Origin of the sequence: Arachidicoccus terrestris (assembly GCF_020042345.1) — a bacterium.
Lineage (GTDB): Bacteria > Bacteroidota > Bacteroidia > Chitinophagales > Chitinophagaceae > Arachidicoccus > Arachidicoccus terrestris.
The window spans coordinates 2,749,072-2,773,203 of the sequence record NZ_CP083387.1 but is presented as its reverse complement, the minus strand read 5'-3'; the positions used below and the strand labels follow the sequence as shown (position 1 = coordinate 2,773,203).

Annotated in this window: 19 protein-coding genes; 15 read left to right on the top strand and 4 right to left on the bottom strand. The window is 44.2% G+C overall.

Translation table 11 applies throughout. The features are described 5' to 3' along the window. The first annotated feature begins 115 nt into the window (after window positions 1-115). Window positions 116-1,360: an ROK family transcriptional regulator gene (locus K9M52_RS10795; RefSeq protein WP_224068443.1), complete on the top strand. Its 1,245-nt coding sequence runs from the start codon at window positions 116-118 to the stop codon at window positions 1,358-1,360. A 78-nt stretch (window positions 1,361-1,438) separates the two neighbouring features. On the opposite strand, the gene K9M52_RS10790 is transcribed toward K9M52_RS10795, so the two are convergent. Both K9M52_RS10790 and K9M52_RS10785 read right to left on the bottom strand, forming a co-directional pair. Further along, on the bottom strand, window positions 1,439-2,167 hold the full coding sequence (locus K9M52_RS10790) for a pirin family protein (RefSeq protein ID WP_224068442.1): 729 nt from the start codon (window positions 2,165-2,167) through the stop codon (window positions 1,439-1,441). Between the two features lie 22 nt (window positions 2,168-2,189). Beyond that, entirely contained in the window at window positions 2,190-3,059 is an 870-nt protein-coding gene (locus K9M52_RS10785; RefSeq protein ID WP_224068441.1) for a dioxygenase family protein, read from the bottom strand. Between the two features lie 76 nt (window positions 3,060-3,135). On the opposite strand from K9M52_RS10785, the gene K9M52_RS10780 reads away from it, so the two are divergent. Both K9M52_RS10780 and K9M52_RS10775 read left to right on the top strand, forming a co-directional pair. Further along, window positions 3,136-3,882 carry a hypothetical protein gene (locus tag K9M52_RS10780; RefSeq protein ID WP_224068440.1) on the top strand — a complete coding sequence of 249 codons (747 nt, stop codon included), beginning with the start codon at window positions 3,136-3,138 and terminating at the stop codon, window positions 3,880-3,882. A 99-nt stretch (window positions 3,883-3,981) separates the two neighbouring features. Further along, a complete protein-coding gene (locus tag K9M52_RS10775; RefSeq protein WP_224068439.1) occupies window positions 3,982-6,249 on the top strand; it encodes a GH92 family glycosyl hydrolase in 2,268 nt (755 codons plus the stop codon). A 111-nt stretch (window positions 6,250-6,360) separates the two neighbouring features. Here K9M52_RS10775 and K9M52_RS10770 read toward each other — a convergent pair whose 3' ends face one another. Continuing rightward, entirely contained in the window at window positions 6,361-8,352 is a 1,992-nt protein-coding gene (locus K9M52_RS10770; protein ID WP_224068438.1) for a glycoside hydrolase family 130 protein, read from the bottom strand. Between the two features lie 213 nt (window positions 8,353-8,565). After that, entirely contained in the window at window positions 8,566-8,925 is a 360-nt protein-coding gene (locus K9M52_RS10765) for a winged helix-turn-helix transcriptional regulator (protein ID WP_224068437.1), read from the bottom strand. 796 nt (window positions 8,926-9,721) lie between these two features. On the opposite strand from K9M52_RS10765, the gene mraZ reads away from it, so the two are divergent. The 12 genes from mraZ (at window position 9,722) to ftsA (ending at window position 24,125) form a co-directional block, all read left to right on the top strand. Beyond that, on the top strand, window positions 9,722-10,183 hold the full coding sequence (mraZ, locus tag K9M52_RS10760) for a division/cell wall cluster transcriptional repressor MraZ (RefSeq protein ID WP_224068436.1): 462 nt from the start codon (window positions 9,722-9,724) through the stop codon (window positions 10,181-10,183). Further along, window positions 10,176-11,102 carry a 16S rRNA (cytosine(1402)-N(4))-methyltransferase RsmH gene (gene rsmH, locus K9M52_RS10755; RefSeq protein WP_224068435.1) on the top strand — a complete coding sequence of 309 codons (927 nt, stop codon included), beginning with the start codon at window positions 10,176-10,178 and terminating at the stop codon, window positions 11,100-11,102. The genes mraZ and rsmH overlap by 8 nt, the downstream gene beginning before the upstream one ends. Before the next feature lie 20 nt (window positions 11,103-11,122). Further along, a complete protein-coding gene (locus K9M52_RS10750; RefSeq protein WP_224068434.1) occupies window positions 11,123-11,464 on the top strand; it encodes an FtsL-like putative cell division protein in 342 nt (113 codons plus the stop codon). Window positions 11,465-11,467: 3 nt separating this feature from the next. Further along, on the top strand, window positions 11,468-13,639 hold the full coding sequence (locus K9M52_RS10745) for a penicillin-binding protein (protein ID WP_224068433.1): 2,172 nt from the start codon (window positions 11,468-11,470) through the stop codon (window positions 13,637-13,639). Between the two features lie 41 nt (window positions 13,640-13,680). Further along, window positions 13,681-15,144 (top strand): UDP-N-acetylmuramoyl-L-alanyl-D-glutamate--2,6-diaminopimelate ligase, encoded by a 1,464-nt coding sequence (locus tag K9M52_RS10740; protein ID WP_224068432.1) that lies wholly within the window; start codon window positions 13,681-13,683, stop codon window positions 15,142-15,144. A 47-nt stretch (window positions 15,145-15,191) separates the two neighbouring features. After that, window positions 15,192-16,496: a phospho-N-acetylmuramoyl-pentapeptide-transferase gene (mraY, locus tag K9M52_RS10735; RefSeq protein ID WP_224068431.1), complete on the top strand. Its 1,305-nt coding sequence runs from the start codon at window positions 15,192-15,194 to the stop codon at window positions 16,494-16,496. Window positions 16,497-16,520: 24 nt separating this feature from the next. Further along, window positions 16,521-17,891, top strand: a complete 1,371-nt coding sequence (gene murD / locus K9M52_RS10730) for a UDP-N-acetylmuramoyl-L-alanine--D-glutamate ligase (RefSeq protein WP_224068430.1) — start codon at window positions 16,521-16,523, stop codon at window positions 17,889-17,891. 65 nt (window positions 17,892-17,956) lie between these two features. After that, window positions 17,957-19,240, top strand: a complete 1,284-nt coding sequence (locus K9M52_RS10725; protein ID WP_224068429.1) for an FtsW/RodA/SpoVE family cell cycle protein — start codon at window positions 17,957-17,959, stop codon at window positions 19,238-19,240. 9 nt (window positions 19,241-19,249) lie between these two features. Further along, window positions 19,250-20,371, top strand: a complete 1,122-nt coding sequence (murG, locus tag K9M52_RS10720) for an undecaprenyldiphospho-muramoylpentapeptide beta-N-acetylglucosaminyltransferase (protein WP_224068428.1) — start codon at window positions 19,250-19,252, stop codon at window positions 20,369-20,371. Beyond that, window positions 20,368-21,771 carry a UDP-N-acetylmuramate--L-alanine ligase gene (murC, locus tag K9M52_RS10715; protein ID WP_224068427.1) on the top strand — a complete coding sequence of 468 codons (1,404 nt, stop codon included), beginning with the start codon at window positions 20,368-20,370 and terminating at the stop codon, window positions 21,769-21,771. The genes murG and murC overlap by 4 nt, the downstream gene beginning before the upstream one ends. After that, window positions 21,771-22,655 (top strand): cell division protein FtsQ/DivIB, encoded by an 885-nt coding sequence (locus K9M52_RS10710; protein WP_224068426.1) that lies wholly within the window; start codon window positions 21,771-21,773, stop codon window positions 22,653-22,655. Before murC ends, K9M52_RS10710 begins: the two co-directional genes overlap by 1 nt. 3 nt (window positions 22,656-22,658) lie before the next feature. Further along, window positions 22,659-24,125 (top strand): cell division protein FtsA, encoded by a 1,467-nt coding sequence (gene ftsA / locus K9M52_RS10705; protein WP_224068425.1) that lies wholly within the window; start codon window positions 22,659-22,661, stop codon window positions 24,123-24,125. Window positions 24,126-24,132: the final 7 nt, after the last annotated feature.

Here is a 24,132-nt window from a genome sequence, read left to right as displayed (position 1 = left end):
GAATATTTGATTTAATTATTATGTACTAATTAGTTTTTGTTGTTAAACTAATGTTTAGATTCAAAAAGTCTTTTTATATGATAAACATGTTATTCCGTTATTAATCTGATTAAATATGAAAGCACTCAACCATTTTCATGATATAAAAACTTTACTGCACCATTTTGCAGGCGAAGGGAAAAAAGGTCTCTTAAAAGTGAAGATCATACGTTTCATTTTTGAACTCAAAGAAGTTTCCGTTGCTCATATATGTGAAAAGCTAGATTTGAGTATCCCAAGTGTCACTAAACTGATCGGAGAATTAACGTCAGAGGGTTGGATTGAGAAAAAAGGAGAAGGCGCCTCCAGAGGAGGCAGGAAGCCGGTTATGCTGGGACTGGTATCTGGCTTATTTTATGTGCTCTGTATCGACATAGAGCTCTTTGCCGTAAAAATCGCTTTATTTGACAATACGTTGAATATGGAACGAAGAATAGATTTTCCGTTCAATCTATCTAAAAGCCGTGAAGACATTCAGATATTGAAACAAAAAACAGATGAGCTTTTAGAGACTGCCGGTCTTAATAAGGAACAGTTGATTGGCGTCAGTATTTGTATGCCCGGATTGGTCAGCGAACAAAAGGGAGATAGTTTCTTTTATTTAAAAGACCCCTACAGCAATCATTCTCTGGCACACTACTTTGAATCTTTATTCGGCCTGCCGGTCATTATTCAAAACGATGTCAATGCCGCTGCCCAGGGCGAATTGAAGCATGGCAAAGCAAAGGGGGTCAAAGATGCTTTGGTCTTACTCATGGATTGGGGATTAGGCCTGGGAATTATTATGGATGGCAAAGTCAGAAAGGGGTCCTTAGGATTTTCTGGGGAGATTGGTCATATCCCTTTCGACTATAATGGAGAGCTCTGCTATTGCGGTAAACAAGGCTGTCTGGAAACCATTGCCTCCGGCAATGCGCTCGTCCGGCTGGCAAAAGATGGAATTAATGCTGGTCAGCATTCCATCTTATATGAGCTCTGTAATAGAGAAATTGACAGTATAGAACCTAAACTTATTATTGAAGCGGCCAATAAAGGAGATCTATTTGCCATAAAACTACTATCTCAGGTCGGAAGCGCCATTGGGAAAGGGATTTCTACGCTGATCCAGATTTTTAACCCAGAACTCATCGTGCTTGAGGGAAGGATCGCAGCTGCTGAACAATATATAACGCTTCCCATGCTCCAGGCCATCAATACCTATTGTATGACACAAATCAGGGAGCATACACAAATAGCTGTCTCTCAACTTTCAGATAATGCCAACCTGATTGGTTGCGCTGTAGAGGGAATCGAGCAATTCCTGATCGCGGATATGGATTAAAAACGAGCCCATTTAGCTTGGACAAGATAATATCGACTAGTGCCTATGCGATCAACACTCCTCCGGTTGATAATAGGATTACCACCTTGTTGCATACTCAAAAATCAGCAACACACTGTCATCTTCCAGAGATTCCACTTGAATTTGTTCGGTATTCCAAAGCATTAACCCATCCCTGTCCTGCAACAGACGCCCCTCAATTTCAAAAGAGCCGTTTACCACATAGAAAAGTGATTTGTTACCTTCTGTTTTATGAGGACGATAAGTGAAGTCCTTTCTTCCGGCGAACTTCCCCATATTCATTTTCTTAAAGGTACCCGAAATGGACGGGTGTCCGATAGCGTGTATCTCCAATAATCTGTCAGTAACATTGCTCCGATTCAAGTCAAAGTAAACGAACTGGGTCATCTTTGAAAAAGTCGCCATGGTTTCAGTAGATAAAACCAAATAATTACTCAGCCCTTCCCTTTGCGGATTCGTTATCTTTATCGCATCTCCGTAACTCAGATCCAGAATATATAAAGTACCCGGTTTTATAATATGCGGCTGTCCCTTATAGTTGATATTAAGCCGCCCGGCAAGGGGAATGAGGTAGGTTACCTGAGATTGTCTGGCTAAATATTCCGTACTATACTTAGCCGCCAGTGTCTCATCGTTAAAATGCAAGAGTGGCCTGCTCATTAAAGAAATATGATCGGACAGCCCGTTTATTAAAACCGGCAGGCTCCTGTAAAATGACGTCTGTTTCCCCTTTCTAAATGCAAGGGGAAAAAATTTGCCGTTGGCAATTGTTAATGGTAGAGACATAATACGTAAGTTAAAAATTAGGTTATGTGTTTACATGTAAGGTTATAGCTAGCTCGAAACCTTTATCCAGGCTCCCTGTAACGACTGACATCTCTTGAGATACTCCATCACTGAAAACATTATCTGCATTGTTATAGATGTAACCGTCTATTCCCTTGGTATAGCCATAATCTGAGCCATTGCTGTTAACATCCGTGGCCAGACTATCCTGAAAAGCAATCTGAGTGATCAACAGAGAATTTCCGTCTGTATCAAAAATATGAACATGAATATGGGTAGCCCTGCCTTGATACCATCCGGGGAAAATAGAGGTAAATTTCACCTGCCCATTGCTGTCCGTTAGTTGCCTGCCTCGCAACCAATGTTTATCAATATAATCTGAAGATTGCATTTGTGAACCGCCATATTCAGAATAATTACCATCTACATCGCAATGCCAGATATCTATATATACGTTTTCCAATGGCTTACAGCTATTATTAACATCTACAACAGTTATCGCTGACACCAGTGTGGCTCCCAGACCGTCACCTTTTCGCAGATCACTGCGCAGATAGGCTGCAGGATCATGAGTAGGAAAAGGCCCTTCAGTCTCCACAGGTGTCTCTTTACAACTGGTGTCGGGCGTTATATCCTGGGCAGACCCGCTGCCAGACGCACCCATACCGGTGCGGGGTTCTGTTACCGACCCTGATCTGCTACAGGCGCTTATCAATGGCGTTACCATAACAAATCCGAGCGCAGATATAGATTTTAAAAAATCTTTCCTTTCCATCATTATCCATTTTGGATAAACATACCAATAAGTGGATTCTCCGACAACGATGTATCGACCAACCCAGGGATTACCTTGCCAAAATCCGGCATTGTATGGATATTGGGAACAAGCCATATAAAGCAATTTGCCCTATCTTTACAAGCATATCTAACAGGCACCTTGTATAATTATGTCTCTCAACCCCAAAAAATTGAATACAGTTTATCAGCGCGCCAAAGCTAAAGCACAGCGTCTCGATTGGCGGCCAGCGGAAGAAACGGGATTTGTTGCTGTGGCGAAAATCTTAAAAAGTTCCGGCATTCTCCGATCAGATAATGGTTTAAAGGGAAAAATGGGGCAGACGTTGAATAAGGTAAATCCCCTGCTTTATTCCGCCGGGTACCCTTTCCATCAGACTTCGAGAAGAAAATCGAGCGATGGTTATACAATTAGCTTCAAATTCTATTCGGCAAAAGCATACTCCCAGTTTGTGGTCAAGGCATTTTATTATGAGAAAGTAGACATTTTCATGATCAAATTCTTCAATAAGAGTAACAGAAGCCTTAACAAGTATGCAATCCGCACAAATAGAGGTGATGTAAGGGCTATTCTGCGCACCAATTTTGATATCCTGACCTATCTTTCCACAACACACCCTCATGCTTCCTTTGGCTTTATGGGAGAACGAAGCTATTTCACCAGCAAATTCAGCCATTCTACCTTATTGGAACCAATGGCAGATAACCAACGTTTCCGCATTTATCGTTTGTTTTTACATCAGCCAGCGCATTTTAATTGGCTGATTCAGCGATTTGAATTGAGCTATATAGAGAAACTCAGTACCTGCCTGCTTGTAAACAAAAACAGTTCAAACGCTAATGCTGCTAAAGCCAAAGGAAAGCAGCTGATCGACTTTTTTGGCCAGATTTATCCGGAACTAAACTTTTCGAGGTTTTAGATAATAAACAAGACCAAACCTGAACCAACCGTTAATAATTTTCAGAAACTCGGGACGTAGCCTTACTTTAGCAAAAGCAAACTGTACAAATTTTATATAATGAACACACATCCAATCAAGCAGCTTTTTGCAGCCTTTTTTCTGGTAGCAATGCAGGTGATCCCAACCGCAATACTGGCACAAAAAGACGAGAGCAACCTGCAATATCTGAAACCAGAAATCGGAGGTGTCGGCCGACTACTCGTTCCTACCAGGCCCACAATACAACTTCCCTACCAGATGATTCGGATGACACCGGACAGAGACAACTATCTGGACGACCAAATCCGCAGTTTTCCGCTTCAATTAGTTTCTCACCGGCTGGGGCAGGTTTTTCCCATCAAACCGAGTACAGCTCAAGTCGTTACTAAGGAAAGCTGGGAAGAGAAGCTGGCCTATGACCAGGACCTGGAAATCAGAAACCCATGGCATTATCACAACTTCCTGACTGAAAAAAATATTGAAATGGACTTTGTGCCGGGCAGGAAAACAGCCATCTTCCGTTTTACCTTTCCCAACAACACGCCTAAACATATATTATTTGGCACTTACAATCAATTACAGGATTCATGGAAATTAAATACAGACGGTTCGTTGCAGGGGATACAACTTTTTCCGGCTGAGGAAGGAAAACAGCCTGTGAAAGTCTATTTCTATGGCCGGTTCAATGATAAACCAGCTTTCTTTACGGCCGACAACAAGCCGCTGCAAGCCGGTATTCAGATCAGTGGCAACGGTAAAAGCATCTATGCAACTTTCCCTTCTTCCTCAACGTCGCCGGTAACGTTAAGATATGCCGTCTCCTATATCAGTGCAGAGCAGGCCAGGCAAAACCTTATAGATGAACAGTCAGATATGCCCTCCCTGGATGCATTTGCCGGTAAAGGCAAGGCTGAATGGGCCAAAGTAATGGAACAAATCCAGGTAGAAGGTGGCACCATAGAACAAAAGGAGAGCTTTTACACTGCATTATACCGCTGCTATGAGCGGATGGTCAATATCAGTGAAGATGGTAAATATTACAGTGGATATGACAACAAAGTCCATAAAGACAAAAGAGATTTTTACGTCGATGATTGGGCATGGGATACTTATCTGGCATTGCATCCACTGAGGACCATTTTGCAACCCACCATTGAACAGGATATGCTGGAATCTTATGTAAGAATGTATCAGCAGAGCGGCTGGATGCCCACTTTTCCGGTGCTCTATGGAGATCATGCCTGCATGAATGGCTTTCATAGCTCAGTTTCATTTTTAGATGCCTGGAATAAAGGGCTTAAAAATTTTAATGTTCAGCAGGCATATGCCGGAATGCGTAAAAATGCTGCAAGTGCTACTATGCTTCCCTGGAAAAACGGGCCGGCCACCAAGCTGGACAGTTTTTATTATGCACATGGATACTTGCCTGCCCTGCATCCCGGTGAAAAAGAACCCTATTCTTTCGTCCATAGCTTTGAAAGAAGGCAGGCTGTAGCAGTAACCTTAGGTACTAGTTATGACGATTGGGCTGTAGCACAGCTGGCCAAAGGCCTAAACAAAGAAAATGACTATCGATATTTTACAAAACGCAGCTTTAATTACAGGAATCTGTGGAATGCTGACAGGCAGTTTTTTCTACCCAAAGACAGTGCCGGTAACTGGATCAATATTGACCCAAAGTTTGACGGAGGCCCCGGAGGCAGGGATTATTACGATGAAAACAACGGCTGGACCTATATGTGGCAGGTACAGCATAATATTCCGGATTTAATTCAACTAATGGGTGGCAAGGCCGGCTTTGAAAAAAGACTGGATCAGTTATTCAGAGAAGGTCTGGGCAGAGAAAAAAAATTATTCTGGGTTAAATTTACAGATGCCACAGGCCTTATAGGGCAATTTTCCATGGGCAATGAACCGAGTTTTTTTATTCCGTATTTATATAACTATACAGGATCTCCATGGAAAACACAGGAAAAAATACGCATACTCTTGAGTACCTGGTTCCATAATGACATATTCGGCATACCAGGAGATGAAGACGGAGGTGGCATGTCTGCTTTTGTCGTATTCTCCTCCATGGGCTTTTACCCGATTACACCAGGGACGCCTGTCTATACCATTGGCAGCCCGCTTTTTACGAAGACAACTATCCATCTGGAAAACGGCAAAGATTTTACCGTTGTGGCTCCTGGTGCATCGAAGCAGAATAAATATATTCAGGCAGCGACACTCAACGGGAAACCTTTGAATACTCCTTTTATTACTCACCAGGATATCATCAGCGGCGGAACGCTCAAACTGATTATGGGCGACCGCCCGAATAAAGAGTGGGGTGTTTCTAAATAATCCCCAGTGGCAGCCTCATAACACAACAGGAGCGCTCACACCAGGGAAAGAGAACTCCTGTTTTGTCCTATTTAAAATATTAAGATAGAAAGGCTCCGCGCCTTTTCTAAGTTATTGATTAACTTTCGGACCATAGATGGCCACACCCACTCGGGAGTCTGCGCAGCCGTAATATAAATACCATCTATTCTTATAATAGGCCATACCCTCTAAAAAGACGGTACCGTCTTTATACTGCCCTGTCTTTTCAAAAGGTTCTTCGGGCACAAAGAATGGTTTATCCAATCGTCCAATGACTTTGGTTGGCTCTTGGAGATCAAAGAGTACCTGGCCACCGCAATAAGCACCGGCTGGGTAGGCTGTATCCCCCTTAACCCCACTTGCGTTTTTACCATTATACAGCATGAGGATTCCTTTATCCGTGATAAGTGCCGGCGGGCCACATTCTGTCAGTTGGCTATCAAAATACCCTTCTCTTGGCGCAAATAACCTAACCAGTTCTCCTTGATTGTCAACCATAGGTGTCCAGTCGATCAGATTTTCGGAGGTAGCCAGATTGACAAACTGCTCCCCCCAATACATCAGATACTTTCCGTTTACCTTCTGAATATATTGCCGGCCATTGGTTAACCCGGTAACAATTGAGGCCGATTTGGTGGGTACACGTGCATATTTTCCGCCATAAGATTTATGAAAGGCTTCCCCGTGTTTATCCCAATGGACCAGATCCCTGGAGGTTGCTACAGAAAGTCTGGGCGTTTTATGATCCCATTCAGTATACATCATCACATACAACCCATCTGCTGTCATCGCTACCCGGGGATCTTCACAACCCCCGGGCCAGTCATGAGGTTTTCTGTTGTCATTTGAGGGATAGAGAACCGGCTTGGACCGCCTTGCCAAATGAATCCCATCCGTGGATTCGCTATAGCCAATCCGGGAAGTGTGTCCACCGATTTTTAATTCTCCGGACAAATCTTCGGCCCGGTATAAAACGACAATTTTATTATCCTTAATAGTGGCTGCCGGATTAAAAGCCGCACCCGATTCCCAGTGGACATTTTTGCCGGTCATTGGATCCCTAAAAATCGTGCTGTTATCCGGCTGTAGTAAGGGCGCTGCCGGTCTTGGCCGCAAGAAAGGCCCCATAGCCCAGGCTGGCAACGATTGGCTAACCGCATTGCTGTTGCTTTCAAGGCTGCACTGCACCAGAATTGGAAAATGATCGGATAGCGTAAGTGCTCTGGATTTGGTTAAATGCACCTGGCCCGGAAAATTGTCAGACGCAGCACGCTGGCCAGTTGTTGTCTGTAGTCTGTAGGTTTCAGTCAGTACACCGTAACGCCTGGCTTTAAATCCGCCGCCCAAAAAGACATGATCGATACGACTTTCGGTAAAGGCGTCAGGATTAAAAGCATTGAAAGTTCCCGTAAAGGCCATTTTAACAGGTGCGGTTTCAAAAGCGTCCCGCATAATTCCATTATTGTGCATAGCTGCATAACTATCACCATGCTGATCGACATTGAAGTCACCGGTCAAAACAAAAGGTTCATCCCCCGCGATATTTTTGATCATCTTTGTGATGAGTCTTGCACTTTCTGATCTGGCCTTGACACCCACATGATCAAAATGTGTATTAAAATAATAAAAAACCACCCCGGACTTTTTATCTTTAAAAGAGGCCCAGCTGCATATTCTGGGCAAGACCGCATCCCAACCTTTATTCGGATGATCCAGATCTGTCCCCGACAGCCAGAATGTGCCTGATTTTAGCACTTCAAATTTATGCTTCTTATAAAAGATAGCTGCATATTCGCCTTTTTGCTGACCATCATCTCTGCCTACGCCGACATAATCATAGACCTTCAGCGCCCTCTTAAGCTGTTCCAATTGATGATGTAAGCCTTCTTGGGTTCCCAAACAATCGAAGTCATAGAAGCGGATAAGCTCGGCTATCTTGTCCTTACGATGGGGCCAGGCATTAATAGAATCACCCTTATTATCATAACGGAGGTTAAAGGAGCCGACAGTATACTTTTGGCCCAGGATCTGACTTACAAATCCTATCGTCAGCATTAAGAGTACCAAAGAAAATTTACGCATGTATATATCAATCTATCTAATGGTGAAAAATATAGCCATCACAGACATGACTATGTAAGCATAGTTCTCCCAAAGATATTTTTTTGCCTTGGTTCAAAAAACTCATTAAGAATCCGTTTTGTTTTACAATAAGCTTCAAAAAAGGCAGCCCACGCATTTTAGTGATAGGCGCATGTTAAGAAATATCTTATGCATACAGCGCAATCCTTGTGTTTAGTTTATATTATCTGGTAACTCCACTACACGTTCCTGCCTGCTGGCAGCTTTCTTACCCCACGCAGCGATAGAGGTTAACAACGGTATAAGGGTCCTGCCGAACTCCGTTAACGCATACTCCACCTTTAGAGGCGGCTTTTCTGCATATACTGTTCTGGAGATAAGTCCATCTTCTTCCAGTTCTTTTAACTGCAAGCTGATAGTACGTTCTGTTACCATGGGCAGCTGTTTTCGCAACTGATTATAACGCTTTGCTTTAATCAGATGCATTAATATAACTGCCTTCCATTTGCCACCAATATATTTCATGGTTAGACTGGTACTACAGGGGAATTCTTTATTATCTATGCGATACATCTGCTACTGACATTTTGACTATTACTGCAAAAATATAGAACTATACTTAATGTTGCAACAATAAAAAATATAGTACTAATAAGGAATGTAGAAAATTTAGTTTTCAGAATTGGCAAAAATGTATCCACAATAAAAATTACTCGAGGAAATCAACCTACGGATAGATCACGAATTTAATGCAATCAACAACTAAGCACTTAGTCAATAGTCCGCTTTCGATGTTTACATTAGTAGAAGGCCCAAGCGTGCAAGGTGATTCAATCAATCGATTTCTACCGCGGCCCCCCTCCGGCAAGGCACAATCATCCATCCTTTCAAAACGCTGATTCGGCAATAAGCTTCCAATCCTAATCTGCCAACGAAACGTTAAATAATGTGCGACTTAAAATGAATGTACAAGCCAGCCGATCTGAACGATTGACCACAATCAGAAATTCCAAGGATGGAAAGCGTCTTTCGACTGCTATCTACAGTTATCCACATACCGCCTCAATAAAACCGGGTCGTAAAACATTTCCCCCCAAAATGCCTATGAACATTGAACAATTCGATGCATTCTACCAAAGATGCTTCTAGTTATACACAATAAATAAACAGCTTATCCACAAAACCAGTCGGGTTATGCACAATAAATACACAGGCGTCCTGACGAAATACCCTGTAAATCACAACCACAGAAGCTTTGAGCCAGTTTTGAGCTGTGGATAAAATAGATATCCCATTTTTTGGGTTAAAAGTGGGAAAAAGTGTTATTTTGTGGTAGAAAGTTCCAGATAACAACTTTATCCAACCATTAATGGTGCATTTTTTAGGCGAATACGAAGTAACACTCGATGCAAAAGGTCGTTTCCTTTTGCCTGCCGGATTTAAAAAACAAATCCCGGAGCAGTCGCTGCGTTTCATCGTCAACCGCGGATTCGAAAAATGCCTCACCCTTTATCCCATGCAAAGCTGGGAGCCGATGTTCGCCAAAATTAGTACTCTGAATGATTTTGACCCAAAAGTAAGGGCATTTAGAAGACAATTTTTAGGAGGAGCAACGGAAGTGGAAGCGGATACAGCAGGAAGACTGCTACTGCCCTCCACACTTCGTGATTTTGCGGGACTGACCAAAAACATCATTCTGGTCGCAGCGGTAGATAAAATTGAGATTTGGGATGCGGAAGCCTACAAAAAGATCTTTGAAGAATTCTCAGCGGATCATTTCAGTGAACTGGCTCGTGAGGTCATGGTAAAACCGGAGCCCAAGCATGAATAGCCCGGATCATTTATATGACTATCATTTGCCTGTTCTTTACCAGGAAACCCTGGAAGCTCTGGACATCAAACCGGACGGCATCTATGTAGATTGTACGTTTGGAGGGGGCGGCCATAGCAAGGGCATTTTGGAAAGACTGGGACCTTCCGGACGTCTGGTTGCTTTTGACCAGGATGCGGATGCTCAGGCCAATTTACCGGAAGACAGCCGGGTCCTCTTTATCCCACAGAACTTCAGGTACCTCCAGCGTTTTTTACGTTTAAACGAGGTGCCGGCGGTAGACGGGATACTGGCAGATCTGGGTGTCAGCAGCCATCAGTTCGATGTGGGAGAAAGAGGGTTTTCTATTCGTTTTGACGGTCCGCTGGATATGCGCATGGACAGAAGAGGGACAACCACCGCAAAAACGGTCCTGGAACAATTCTCCGAGCAGGAGCTGCTCCGGGTATTCAGCAATTACGGAGAGGTCTCAAATTCAAAATCCCTGGCGAAGTATATTGTCACCCATCGGACAGCCGGTCACTTAAAAACCGTACAGGCTTTTAAAGATTTCCTCCATCCTATGGTAAAGGGCAATCCTAATAAATATTTTGCACAGGTATTCCAGGCACTGAGAATCCAGGTGAATGAAGAGCTGCTCTCATTGCAGGAATTGCTGGAACAGATACCACAAGTCCTGAAACCGGGTGGCAGGGTCGCCATCATCACTTTTCATTCTCTGGAAGACCGGATGGTAAAAAACTTTTTCAAAAACGGCAGGCTGGAACCGGAAGAGGAGCACCCGTTTTTGAACTCCACCTTTAAAAGCCCTTTAACTGTCATAACCCGTAAACCCATTACAGCCCAGGCGCAGGAATTAAAAGAAAATAACAGAAGCAGAAGTGCAAAATTAAGAGTCGCAGCAAAAACAGATTTATAACCCATTAACCTAAATGTCAGATGCAGGAGCAAGAGGAGAAAAGAAAGTTTAGGCCATCATTTAAAAGCGTCGTCCGCTATGACTGGATCACCAAAAATATCGGGTTCTTCCTGTTTTTGGCCATGCTGACCGTTTTGTATATAGCGAATGGTCATATGGCCGACAAAGCTATTCGCGACATCAGCCGCACGACCAGAGAAATCAAAGACCTTCAGTTTGAATACAAGACCCTCAAAAGTGAACTGATGTATCAGACACGTGAATCCGAATTGGTAAAAGCAGTGGAAACTTCCGGATTAAAAATCAGTGAGGTCCCCCCGGTACATATTAAACTGGAAAAACGAAAACCTGAAGCCCAATAGAACATGGAAATAAAACGCGACATATTATGGCGTGTGTACCTCTGCTTCTTGCTGGTGGTACTTGTTTGCATTGTCATTGTCGGCAAGGCCTTCTATATACAGCAGGTACAGGGTGACTATTGGGAGTCGATGAGCGATAGCCTGCACCAGAAAATTCAGGAGATTGCAGCAGACCGAGGAACCATCTACAGTGATAACGGGCAAATGTTGAGTACCAGCATTCCGCAATTTGACATTTATATCGACTTTGAAGCCGACGGCCTCAGGGAAAAAAACGGGAAGCGCTTTACCGAAAACCTCGATTCACTAAGCTATGGTCTGTCCCAACTGTTTAAAGACAAAACAGCATCTATGTACAAACAGATGTTGAAAGAAGGATACAGAAAAGGCAGCCGTTATTACAGCCTCAAAAAAGGAATATCTTACCGGACCTATCAAAAATTATTAAAACTACCGCTGGTAAGAGAGGGGCGTAATAAAAGCGGGTTTATTGCAGAAACAAAGAATATTCGCCTTAACCCCTATCAGATACTGGCTTACAGAACGATTGGACTCAACCGCAGCAATTCTCAGAAAGTGGGACTGGAAGCTACTTATGATTCTGTCCTTAAAGGAACGCCGGGTAAAAGATTGGTGCGGTTTATCGCAGGAGGCGTAGCTGTTCCGGTCGATGAATCAGCCGACATTGATCCGGAAAACGGCAAGGATATTATCACGACGATTGATACGCATATCCAGGAGATTACAGAAAATGCACTCATGAAAATGATGGTTTCCAATGAAGCCACGCACGGATGTGCCATCGTTTTAGAAGTAAAAACCGGTAAGATCAAGGCCATCGCCAATCTGGGCAGAACCCCCAGTGGCAAGTACTGGGAAAATTTTAATTATGCCGTAACACCAACCGAGCCAGGATCTATTTTCAAGCTGGCCACCATGCTGGCGCTATTGTCAGACAATAAAACAACGCTGGATGCCCCTATCGATCTGCATGGAGGGCACTGGCCTATCAACGGGCGTGTCGTCAATGACGCAGAAAATCATGGCAATGTCGCCAATGTTAAAGAAGCCTTTGAAGTCAGCTCCAATGTCGGCATGGCGGAACTGGTCTACAAGAACTATAAGGACAATCCCATGCAGTTTATCAATCATTTGAAAAAGATTGGCCTGGGCAGCCTGACGGGCGTAGATATTAAGGGGGAACGGCATCCGTTTATCTACACGCCACAAAGTAAACTCTGGAGCGCCACAACACTTCCATGGATGGCCTTCGGGTATAATACTATGATCTCACCGCTCGGCATTGCCATGCTTTATAATGCGGTGGCCAACGACGGCGTGATGATGAAGCCGTACTTAGTATCTGCCTACGCCAAGGAAGGGCAAATCATTAAGCAGATCCAGCCAACCAAGCTTAGAACAGTAGCCGATTCCACCGTCGTGAAGCAACTCCAGTCCCTGGTATATGGTGTCTGTAATGACAAACACGGTACGGGTTATACGCTCTTAAAGGATTTGCCCTTTGAGCTATGTGGCAAGACCGGTACTGCGCTGGTAGCAGACGGCAAGAATGGATATAGCTCCAAAATTTACCAGTCTGCATTCGCCGGTTATTTTCCTGCGGACGATCCGCAATATACCTGTGTCGTGGAAATCGTCAATAAACCACATGCCGCCAGATACTATGGTGCAGCGGTGGCTGGCCCAGTATTTAAAGAAATCGCCGAGAGGCTGTATACCCTTTTTGTCCGGCGTAATAACCCAAACCACTATGCAGGTCTGGACAGTCTGAAAAAAATAGGTGACAATTATAGCTATGTAGGCAAAACATCTTCCTTCAAAACTGTCGCCAATACACTGGGATGGAAGTATGGCTATACAACAAAGGATGCTGCTGCCTGGAGTCGTTTTTATAACGATGATCAGCCGAAGAGTTATCTGGCGCCACTTGGCGATGTCCAAAGTGGCTTCAGGCAAGGTTTGAAAGGTAACAAAATGCCTGATCTAAGTGGCATGGGGTTGAAGGACGCACTTTATATATGTGAAGGCCTGGGATTAAAGGTCGACATTAAGGGATTTGGCAGAGTCACCGGACAGTCCCTGACTGTCGGTGCTCCTATAGAAAAGGGTCAGGTAATTCAGTTGGCGCTGGGAAACGATAAAAAACAGGGATAGCATCAAACTGATAAAACAGAAAATAAGATTAATAAAATCATTTGAAAGATTTACGCGACATATTACATAAGGTAGCACTAGTTCAGGTTCACGGCAATACGAACCTGACTGTAAAAGACCTCCAGCTGGATTCCCGAAAAGTTCAGGCAGGCAGTGTTTTCATTGCAGTCCCCGGTGTTCAGGTCGATGGTCACACCTTTATAGAAAAGGCTATCGGACTGGGCGCAGCCGCCATTATCTGTGAAAAACTGCCTGAAAAATTACATGATGCGGTCACATATGTAGAAGTAAGGAATAGCCATGAAGCCACCGGTGTTATGGCACATAACTTTTACGATGAGCCATCTGCCAAGTTGCAACTGGTAGGCGTGACCGGCACTAACGGTAAGACGACTATTGCTACCTTACTCTTCAACCTTTTTACAGAGCTGGGTTATAAAGCAGGCTTGATCAGTACTGTCCAAAATAAGATCGGCACAGAAGTGATTCCCGCTACGCATACCACACCCGACGCCATACAGCTGAATGCCTTGTTGTCGGAAATGGTTGAAAACGGATGCAGCCATGCATTTATGGAATGCAGCAGCCATGCCATTGACCAGCGACGCATCGCGGGACTTCATTTCAAGGGTGCATTATTCAGCAATATTACCCATGATCACCTGGACTACCACAAAACCTTCGATAATTACATAAAGGCCAAGAAGGCATTTTTTGATGGGTTAAGTTCAGATGCCTTCGCTTTATCCAATATCGATGATAAGCACGGAACGGTCATGCTGCAAAATACCAGGGCCGGTAAACACTATTATGGCCTCAAAAACATGGCAGAGTTTAAGGGCAAAATCCTGGAAAACAACCTGACCGGACTTACCATGTTAGTCGGCCAGACAGAAGTCAGTTTTGGATTGATCGGCACTTTTAATGCCTACAACCTGTTAGCCGTCTATGGTGCAGCAACATTACTGGGTGAAAGCAGCGACGAGGTATTGAGAATCCTTTCCATGATCAAGGGCGCTGAAGGCCGTTTCGACTATGTCATCAGCCCAAGTCAAATCATCGCAATAGTAGACTATGCCCATACGCCTGACGCACTGGAAAATGTACTCTCCACTATTAGTCAACTCAGAAATAATGGCGGGCAGGTTATTTCGGTTGTAGGCTGCGGCGGGGACAGAGATCGGACCAAAAGGCCTGAAATGGCTGCGGCGGCCGCAGCATTGAGCGACCGGGTTATCCTCACCAGTGACAATCCGAGATCCGAAGATCCGGCAGCCATTATCCGTGAAATGGAAACCGGTCTGGACAGTGCAGGCAGGAAAAAAACAATCAGCATCGTAGATCGCAGAGAGGCGATTAAAACCGCCATCAGTCTGGCGGACTCAGGGGACATCGTTCTTGTGGCAGGCAAAGGACACGAAAAATATCAGGAGATAAAAGGCGTCAGGAGCCATTTCGATGACAAGGAAGTATTGCAGGAAATGTTCGACCTGCTTGAAAAGTAAAGTAAGGGTAGAGTATCAAAAGAATAATAACCGTCAATACATCATAAATGTTATATAGTCTTTTTACATGGTTAAAACAAGAATTTAATATCGCCGGAGCGGGATTGTTTCAATACATCACGTTCCGTGCCGCCATGGCCATACTGCTGTCCCTGTTTATCGCTACCGTTTATGGTAAGCGCATTATTAATCTGTTATCCAGAAAACAGATCGGCGAAACGGTTCGTGATCTTGGATTGGCGGGAGAAGCTCAGAAAAAAGGGACCCCTACGATGGGAGGGGTTATTATCCTGCTGGCGATCATTATCCCTACCCTCCTTCTGGCAGACCTGGATAAAGTATATGTCAGACTGATGCTGCTGTGTACCGTCTGGCTAGGCGCAATCGGATTTCTGGATGACTATCTGAAGATTAAATCCCGAAAAAAAGCGCAGCAAAAAGGCGAACAATATAAAAAGAAAGACTCTGACGGATTGGCCGGTACTGCTAAAATAATCGGTCAGGTCGGGCTAGGCATTATTATAGGAGCCACTTTATATTTTAACCATAACGTGTCAATGGAAAGGGAGGTCATTCCCGCGGCAGGAGCAACAACAGTTGACATGACCGTTTCAGCCCCCAATGAGACGATTAGAAAGGTGGATGGAGTGGAAAGAAAATATGTAAAGGTAAATGCACCGATCACAACCATCCCTTTTGTTAAAAACCACGAATTCAATTATAGCCGGCTTATCAGCTGGATCGGCCCGGGTGCAGAAAAATATACGTGGATTGTTTACATATTGGCCGTCACATTTATTATTACAGCCGTATCCAATGGTTCCAATATGACTGACGGGCTGGATGGACTCGCGGCCGGTGTCAGTGCCTTTATCGGTGTTGGGTTGGGCATTTTGGTCTATGTATCGGGTAACTTCCAAATGGCGGGCTATCTGAACATTATGTATATCCCAAATCTCGGCGAGTTGACCATATTTATCAGCGCGTTTGTAGGAGCCTGTATCGGATTTCTCTGGTATAACGCTTATCCGGCACAGGTATTCATGGGTGATACAGGGTCTTTGGCGCTAGGCGGGATCATTGCCTCTCTGGCCATTATTGTGCGCAAGGAATTACTGCTACCCATTTTCTGCGGAATATTTTTCGTGGAGACACTCAGTGTCATTATCCAGGTAAGTTATTTTAAATACACAAAAAAGAAATACGGCGAGGGCAGGCGTATCTTCTTAATGAGTCCTTTGCATCATCATTATCAGAAAAAGGGATTTCATGAAAGTAAGATCGCTATCCGTTTCTGGATCATTACCGTATTACTGGTGGTATTTTCCATTGCCACACTGAAGATCAGATAATTAAATTATAGAATCATTGCTATTGTGCAAACAGAGATAAAACATACAAATGATCATTATGACCTCATCGTTTTAGGCGGGGGGGAAAGCGGCGTCGGCGCCGCTGTGCTGGCGCGCACCAGAGGGCTAAACGTCTTTTTGAGTGATGCGGGTCCGATCGCGCCGCTTTACCAAAGGGAGCTAGAAGAACATGGTGTGCCCTATGAACAGGAAGGGCATAGCGAAGCCATGATCCTCAAAGCAAAAGAGGTGGTAAAAAGTCCGGGTATTCCGGAAAAAAACGAACTGGTCAAGAAAATCCGGGCAAGAAAAATCGCTGTCATCAGTGAGATAGAGCTGGCCTACCGGTATAAAGGTGACAGCCGGATTGTCGGAATTACCGGTACGAACGGGAAAAGCACAACAACCAGCCTGATCTTTCATATCTGCAGAGCCGCCGGCATGGATGTCGCCCTGGTGGGCAATATAGGGATCTCCATAGCCAGACAGGTCGCTCTCGACCCCAAGGCGCTCTATATCGCAGAGATCAGCTCCTTTCAGCTGGATGATATCGTGGCATTTCGGCCGGACATCGCCATTCTGCTCAACATCACGGAGGACCATCTGGACAGATATGACTATGATATCGAAAAATATATCCAAAGTAAGTTTAAAATCGTTCAAAATCAAGAATCCGGCGATTATTTCATCTATAACATAGACGACCCTCTGATCACCGGGCATTTAAAAAATATTTCCATCTCATCTAACTTATTACCTTTTTCTATGAAACAAGAAGTATCCAAAGGCGCCTATATTAAAAATAGCGAAATGCTCATTAAGCTGCAGGAAGAGCAGGTAAGCATGAATATCTATGATTTTGTCGCATTAAAAGGTAAGCATAACCAGTATAACACTATGGCAGCGGGCATCACGGCATCCGTCCTGGACATTCGAAAAGAAAAGATTCGTTCTGCGGTGCAGACTTTTGAGAGTTTGGCTCATCGCATGGAATTTGTGGCCACCATCAGAGGAGTGGACTTTATAAATGATAGTAAAGGTACCAACCTCAATTCCGTATGGTTTGCCCTGGAAAGCATGGAAAAACCTACGGTACTCATCATGGGCGGTGTTGACAAGGGCAACGATTATTCGCTAATTGCCGATCTCGTTGGTGAAAAAGTTAAAGCGATCGTATGTATCGGCCTGGACAATCAGAAAATTGCCGATGCCTTTAAAGATATTGTCAGCCCTATCGTCCAGACTTCATCCATGAAAGAAGCTGTTGACGCAGCCTATCACCTTGCAGAAAAAGGAGATACCGTATTACTGAGTCCCGGCTGTTCCAGTTTTGACCTTTTCAAAAACTACATGGATCGTGGGGATCAGTTTAAAGAAAATGTAAAGAATTTATAATGAATTTCAGCCGTTTGCCGGAAGGCAAATAAATATTTTAGTAGAACGTATGAGGTAGCATCGATATGATTAATGATTTATTAGAAATAGAAAACCCCTTTAAGGGCATTACCCAAAAGACCAAAGGTGACCGGTATATCTGGGCATCAGTAGCCTTATTGGCACTAGTGTCATTACTGGTCGTATATAGTGCAACGGGATCCTTAGCCTATAAAATGAATCATGGTAATACAGAGGTTTACCTTTTCAAACAGATCGTGTTTATTGTACTCGGCCTGGGCGTCATATACTTTCTACACAGGGTCAACTATTCATTATATTCAAAAATTGCACTGATCTGTTATGCAGTATCTATTCCCTTACTGATTTATACTTTATTCTTTGGAGCGGAGATCAATGATGGTAGCAGGTGGATTAAACTGCCTATTATTAATATGACCTTCCAAACCAGTGATTTCGCCAAACTGGCGCTGTTTATGTTTATGAGTCGTCAGCTCAGCCGTAAGCAAAAAGTCATCAAAGATTTTAAAAAAGGCTTTCTGCCGGTTTTTATTCCTGCAGCCATTACTTGCTTACTAATCTTTCCCGCTAACCTTTCCAATGGGTTGCTGACCGGAGCAACGGCGTTAATGCTAATGTTTATCGGCCGGGTAAATCTTAAGCATATAGGCCTCGTGATCCTGACAGCCTTGATCCCCGTGGCATTACTTATCGGGTCCGCTGCTCTACACCACAGCCAGACGACAGATGCTGCAGGTCATACGATCGAAAACAGTGACAGCTCAGAAGGTCTCTTCAAGCGGTTTAGTACCTGGAGAAGCCGCGTTGAGAATTTTATGTATTCAGATGATACCGAAGTTCCTTATCAGGTTAAGCAATCAAAAATAGCGATCGCCAATGGAAGCGTCCTATTTGGGCTAGGACCTGGCAACAGCCGCCAGCGTAATTATTTGCCACAGGCCTATAATGATTTTATATACTCAATCATTATTGAAGAGTATGGACTTCTGGGTGGTGTCTTTATTATATTTATCTATCTGGTATTTTTATTTAGATGTATTCGAATATTTAGAAAGTGTCCCTTCGCCTTTGGCGCCTTTCTTGCTTTGGGGCTTAGTTTTACGCTGATCATTCAGGCATTGGCTAATATGGCAGTCAATGTCAACCTAATGCCAGTCACTGGTGTCACATTGCCTCTGATCAGTATGGGGGGAAGCTCCTTTCTATTCACATGTGCTTCAATTGGAATTATTCTAAGTGTAGCCTGTAATGTCGAAAAAATGGAAGGTAAACGAACTGACGCCATACCGGTGATTCAAAAGGAAAAAATAAAAGCAGCAGTGGTATAATATCAAAAAATGGAAAAAGGAAATAATACATATAACAATCCTAAACGCATTATCATCGCCGGCGGTGGTACAGGTGGTCATATATTCCCTGCCATTGCGATCGCCAATGCCCTGCGCAAATCTGACCCTGGCATTGAACTGCTGTTCGTTGGGGCAAGGGGCAAGATGGAAATGGAAAAGGTGCCGCAAGCGGGATATGAAATCAAGGGACTCAACATAGCGGGTTTTAACAGAAGTTCCCTATTAAAAAACATCAGTCTTCCCTTTAAGCTCATTAAAAGTTTCTTTCAGGTGAAAGAAATATTTGGGCAATTTAGACCAAACGCGGTTGTAGGTGTGGGTGGCTATTCGACCTTTCCGGTACTTAGATACGCTCAGAAAAAGGGGATACCTACTTTTATTCACGAATCGAACAGCTTTGCCGGTAAAAGCAATATTTTACTCGGCAAACATGCGACAAAAATATTTGTTGCCTCTGAAGCCATGGAGAAATTTTTCCCAAAAGGAAAAATCATCATTACCGGGAATCCGGTCAGAAAAATCATTTCTGATTCGAGTGTTACCCGGGCTGAAGGGCTGAAGTTCTTTGGACTGGATGAAAACAAAAAAACGATCCTGGCAGTAGGTGGTTCATTAGGCGCAAGGAGCATTAACGAGGTCATGCTGGCGCATTTGATTGATCTGCATGCCTTAAATATTCAGCTAATCTGGCAAACCGGAAAGAACAATTCTTCCCGTTATATCATGAGCGGAAAGATGCATAAAAGTAATGTCTGGGTGGACGAGTTTATCCAGGAGATTGACAAAGCCTATGCGGCGGCAGACATTGTTATATCCCGTGCAGGTGCTATGTCAGTAGCCGAAATGTGTGTAGCTGGTAAACCTACAGTGTTCGTTCCTTATCCCTTCGCATCCGAAGATCACCAGACCGAGAACGCCATGCGCTTGATCCGGAAAGATGCTGCCGCTATGGTCAAGGATAGTGATGCAGCTACAAAGTTATTCGGCGTTGTAACAGATATACTATTTGATGACGAGAAATTGAAGAAGTTTCGGGAGAATGTCAGCCTCTTAGCCATCACCAATGCAAATGAAGTCATCGCAGAAGAAATATTAAAATCGATTCAGTGAGTCAGGAGTTAAAACATACCGCAACAGAGGCCAGAAGCCTGCACGATTACCGGAAAGTTTATTTTATTGGCATCGGCGGCATTGGCATGAGTGCACTGGCAAGATTCTTTAAAAGTAAGGGCGCTGCCGTTGCGGGATATGACCGGCACGCCACCCCGCTGACCGCAGCATTGAAGCAAGAAGGCGTTCATATACATTTTGAGGAAAATCCCGGCTTGGTGCCTTCAGATACAGAACTGGTCGTGTATACGCCTGCCATCTCAGCGGGTAACAAAGAATTGCTTTATTGCAGAGAAAGCGGGATGGAAGTTGTTAAAAGGAGCGATGTGTTACAGTGGATAACTGAGCAGAGCTATAATATATGCGTTGGAGGGAGCCACGGCAAAACCTCTATTTCAGCGATGACCGCACATATTCTAAGACATACAGGATATGGATGCAACGCATTTCTAGGGGGCATTGCAGTAAATTATGACAGTAATTTCTGGGCGAGCGAAAAGGCGGTCAGCGTAATTGAAGCAGATGAGTATGACCGGTCCTTTTTAAAACTATCTCCTGATATAGCAGTCATAACGGCAATGGATGCGGACCACCTGGATATCTATGGCACCCCCACAGAAGTGGAAAATGCTTATATCGCCTTCTCTGCCAGGACTAAGCCGGGCGGTTTGCTGATCAGCAAGCTTGGACTTAAAAGAGACAGTGAACTGGCAGCGGACAACCATCTGCGTTATAGCAGATTTGATAATGAGGCGGATATTTATGCACGCAATCTTCGCGTGGAAGACGGCAGTTATGTATTCGACGTATCGTTTAAAGGGCAGCCTATAGACGGGCTGCATCTGTCTATAGGTGGCCTGCATAATGTTGAAAACATGGTGGCGGCCGTCGGCGTGGCAGCCTATTTAAGAATTTCAGCTGAAAAAATAAAGGCCGCGGTGCAGGATTTTAAAGGTGTTAAAAGAAGGTTTGAATATTACCTGAAAACTGATCGCCATATATTAATAGATGATTATGCCCACCACCCTGAAGAGATCGCGGCATTAATAGAAGGTGTCAGAAGCCTATATGGTCAAAAACTGACGGTGGTATTTCAGCCACATCTATATAGCAGGACAAAAGACCTCGCGGCTGAATTCTCTCAGGCACTGGACAAAGCAGATGAGGTAATACTGTTGCCTGTTTATCCGGCAAGGGAAGCGCCCATGGAAGGAGTCAGTAGTGAACTTATTTTAAACGGCATGTATTTAGAAGATAAAAGAATATTGGATAAGGAAAAGTTATTATCTGCCATTGAACAGGAAGACCCTGCTCTATTGGTGCTTTGTGGCGCAGGCGATATTGCTGAATTGCTGCTGCCTGTTCAAGATATTTTGGAGCATAATGAGAGAAAAAGTTAATGATTAAAAAGAAGCTCATATTATTGACATGGATAGTGCTTGGCTTTGGCGCCATGGCACTGTTCTTCATTGGTGCAAGCACCAAAGGAGATAAGTTATGTAAAGGCATCAATGTTGAGGTAAGCCGGAAAGCCAAACAAGTATTCACCGATGTACAAGGTATTAAACAAAATATTGCTGAAGCAGGAGGAAAGCCCGGAAAGCCCATCAGCCAAATCAACCTCAGTGAGATTGAAGCCAAGCTGAAGCAAAATCCATGGATCCGCCAGATCAAATTATACTTTGATAACGATCAAGTCTTACAGGCAAGCCTGGAAGAAAGTGATCCGATCGCCCGGGTATTCACTATTAATGGTAAATCTTTTTACCTGGACAGTGGGGCCAATTTTCTGCCAACTAATAGAAATATTGTAGCGCGTATTCCGGTATTCACCGGCTTCCCCTCCGACAAAAAAATACTGTCTGCCCCGGATAGCGCAGTATTAATGGATATGAAAGCCATCGCACAATTCGTAATACAAGATACTTTCTGGAACAGCTTCATTGCGCAGATCGATTATGATCCGGCCGACGGTTTCAAAATACTGCCTACCGTCGGTGATCAGGTGATTCGTATCGGCAACGGTGAAGCGCTGGAAAGCAAGTTCAATCGCTTATATAGTTTCTACCGTCAGGTCATTGCCCGAACAGGGCTGGACGCTTACGGTGAAATTGACGTCCAGTATCAGGGTCAAGTGGTTGCCGTTCCTGCCGGCAAGCCTTCCGGCATTAAAAAGGCACCGGTATCCGCGGGGAAATCTACCGGCATTCCGCCACCAAAGGCGACCATGCCCACAAAAACGATAAAAAAAACATCCCATTCGAAAACAACTAAAAAACCATAAATAATGAACGAAAATCTAAACGCACAGCAACGGAAAATTGCGGAAGAAATGGTTCAGATGTCTGTCGACAGTGATGCACCCATCATTGTCGGACTCGATATTGGCACGACCAAAATCGCCGCCATCGCCGGCCGCAAAAATACGCAAGGCAAGCTGGAGATACTAGGATTTGGTCATGCTCCCAGCAACGGTGTTCAGCACGGACAGGTGCTAAATATTGACCAGACTATGCGTGCTATTAACGCAGCACTGGAGAACTGTCGTGCCAGCAACCCTGATCTGGATATCAACGAAGTTTATGTTGGTATTGCAGGACATCATATCAAGAGCCTTCAGACAAGAGGAGATATTGTCCGTCAGAATGCAGAACTCGAAATCCAGCGGGTAGAAATCGAGCAGCTCATCGATAACCAGCGCAAAACATTTATTCCTGCAGGTGATCAGATCATCGATGTGATTCCACAGGATTTCTATGTGGATAACTTTCAGTTCATCAAAGACCCTGTAGGCTATAATGGCGTGAAAGTTGGTGCTAATTTCCACATTATTACAGGAGACAGAAACGCGATCCGCAATATCAACCGTGCTGTGGAAAGAAGCGGCTTAAAAACAAAAGATCTGGTGTTACAGCCGCTGGCTTCTTCTTCGGCAGTTCTTTGCGACATGGATATGGAAGCAGGCGTTGCAGTGCTGGACATCGGTGGCGGGACCTCCGATCTCGCTGTATTCTATGAAGGTGTACTCAAACATACCGCCGTTATTCCTTTTGGCGGTGAAAACATTACACATGATATCCGTCTGGGCCTGGGTGTGCTGAAGCAGCAGGCAGAGGCGATGAAAAAACAATTTGGCTCCGCCCTCACCGATGAGGCCAAGGCCAATGCATTTATCACAATACCCGGATTGCGAGGTTTGCCACCCAGAGAGATCAGTGTGAAGAACCTGGCGAATATCATCCAGGCCAGAATGACCGAGATCCTGGAATTTGTAACTTATCACTTGAAACAAGTGGGTCTGGATAACCGCAAACTGAATGGCGGTATTATTCTGACAGGTGGTGGCGCGCAGCTCAAACATTTGAAACAATTAACCGAATTCGTCACAGGACTGAATGCCAGGATCGGTTATCCAAATGAACACCTGGCCCCTAACCACATTGAGCAACTGAAAAACCCGATCTACTCAACTTGTCTGGGATTGATCTTAAAAGGCTACAGTGATTATGAGAATCACAGTAAAGTTTTTGAAGGGTCTAATATTGTTAAGCATAAAACCAGCCAGATTCTGGTCAATAATGAGCCCCAGCAGCAAACACAGTCAACGCCACAGGAGGTGTTAAGCAGAACAGAGAAGACACCTGCGGCGCCTAAGCAGCCGAAGGCGCCCCGTAAACCGAATATGTTCTGGGAAAAATTCAAGAACAACCTGATCGACCTTTTCAAAGAAGAAGAAGATCAGGTCATCAAATAAAAGGCCG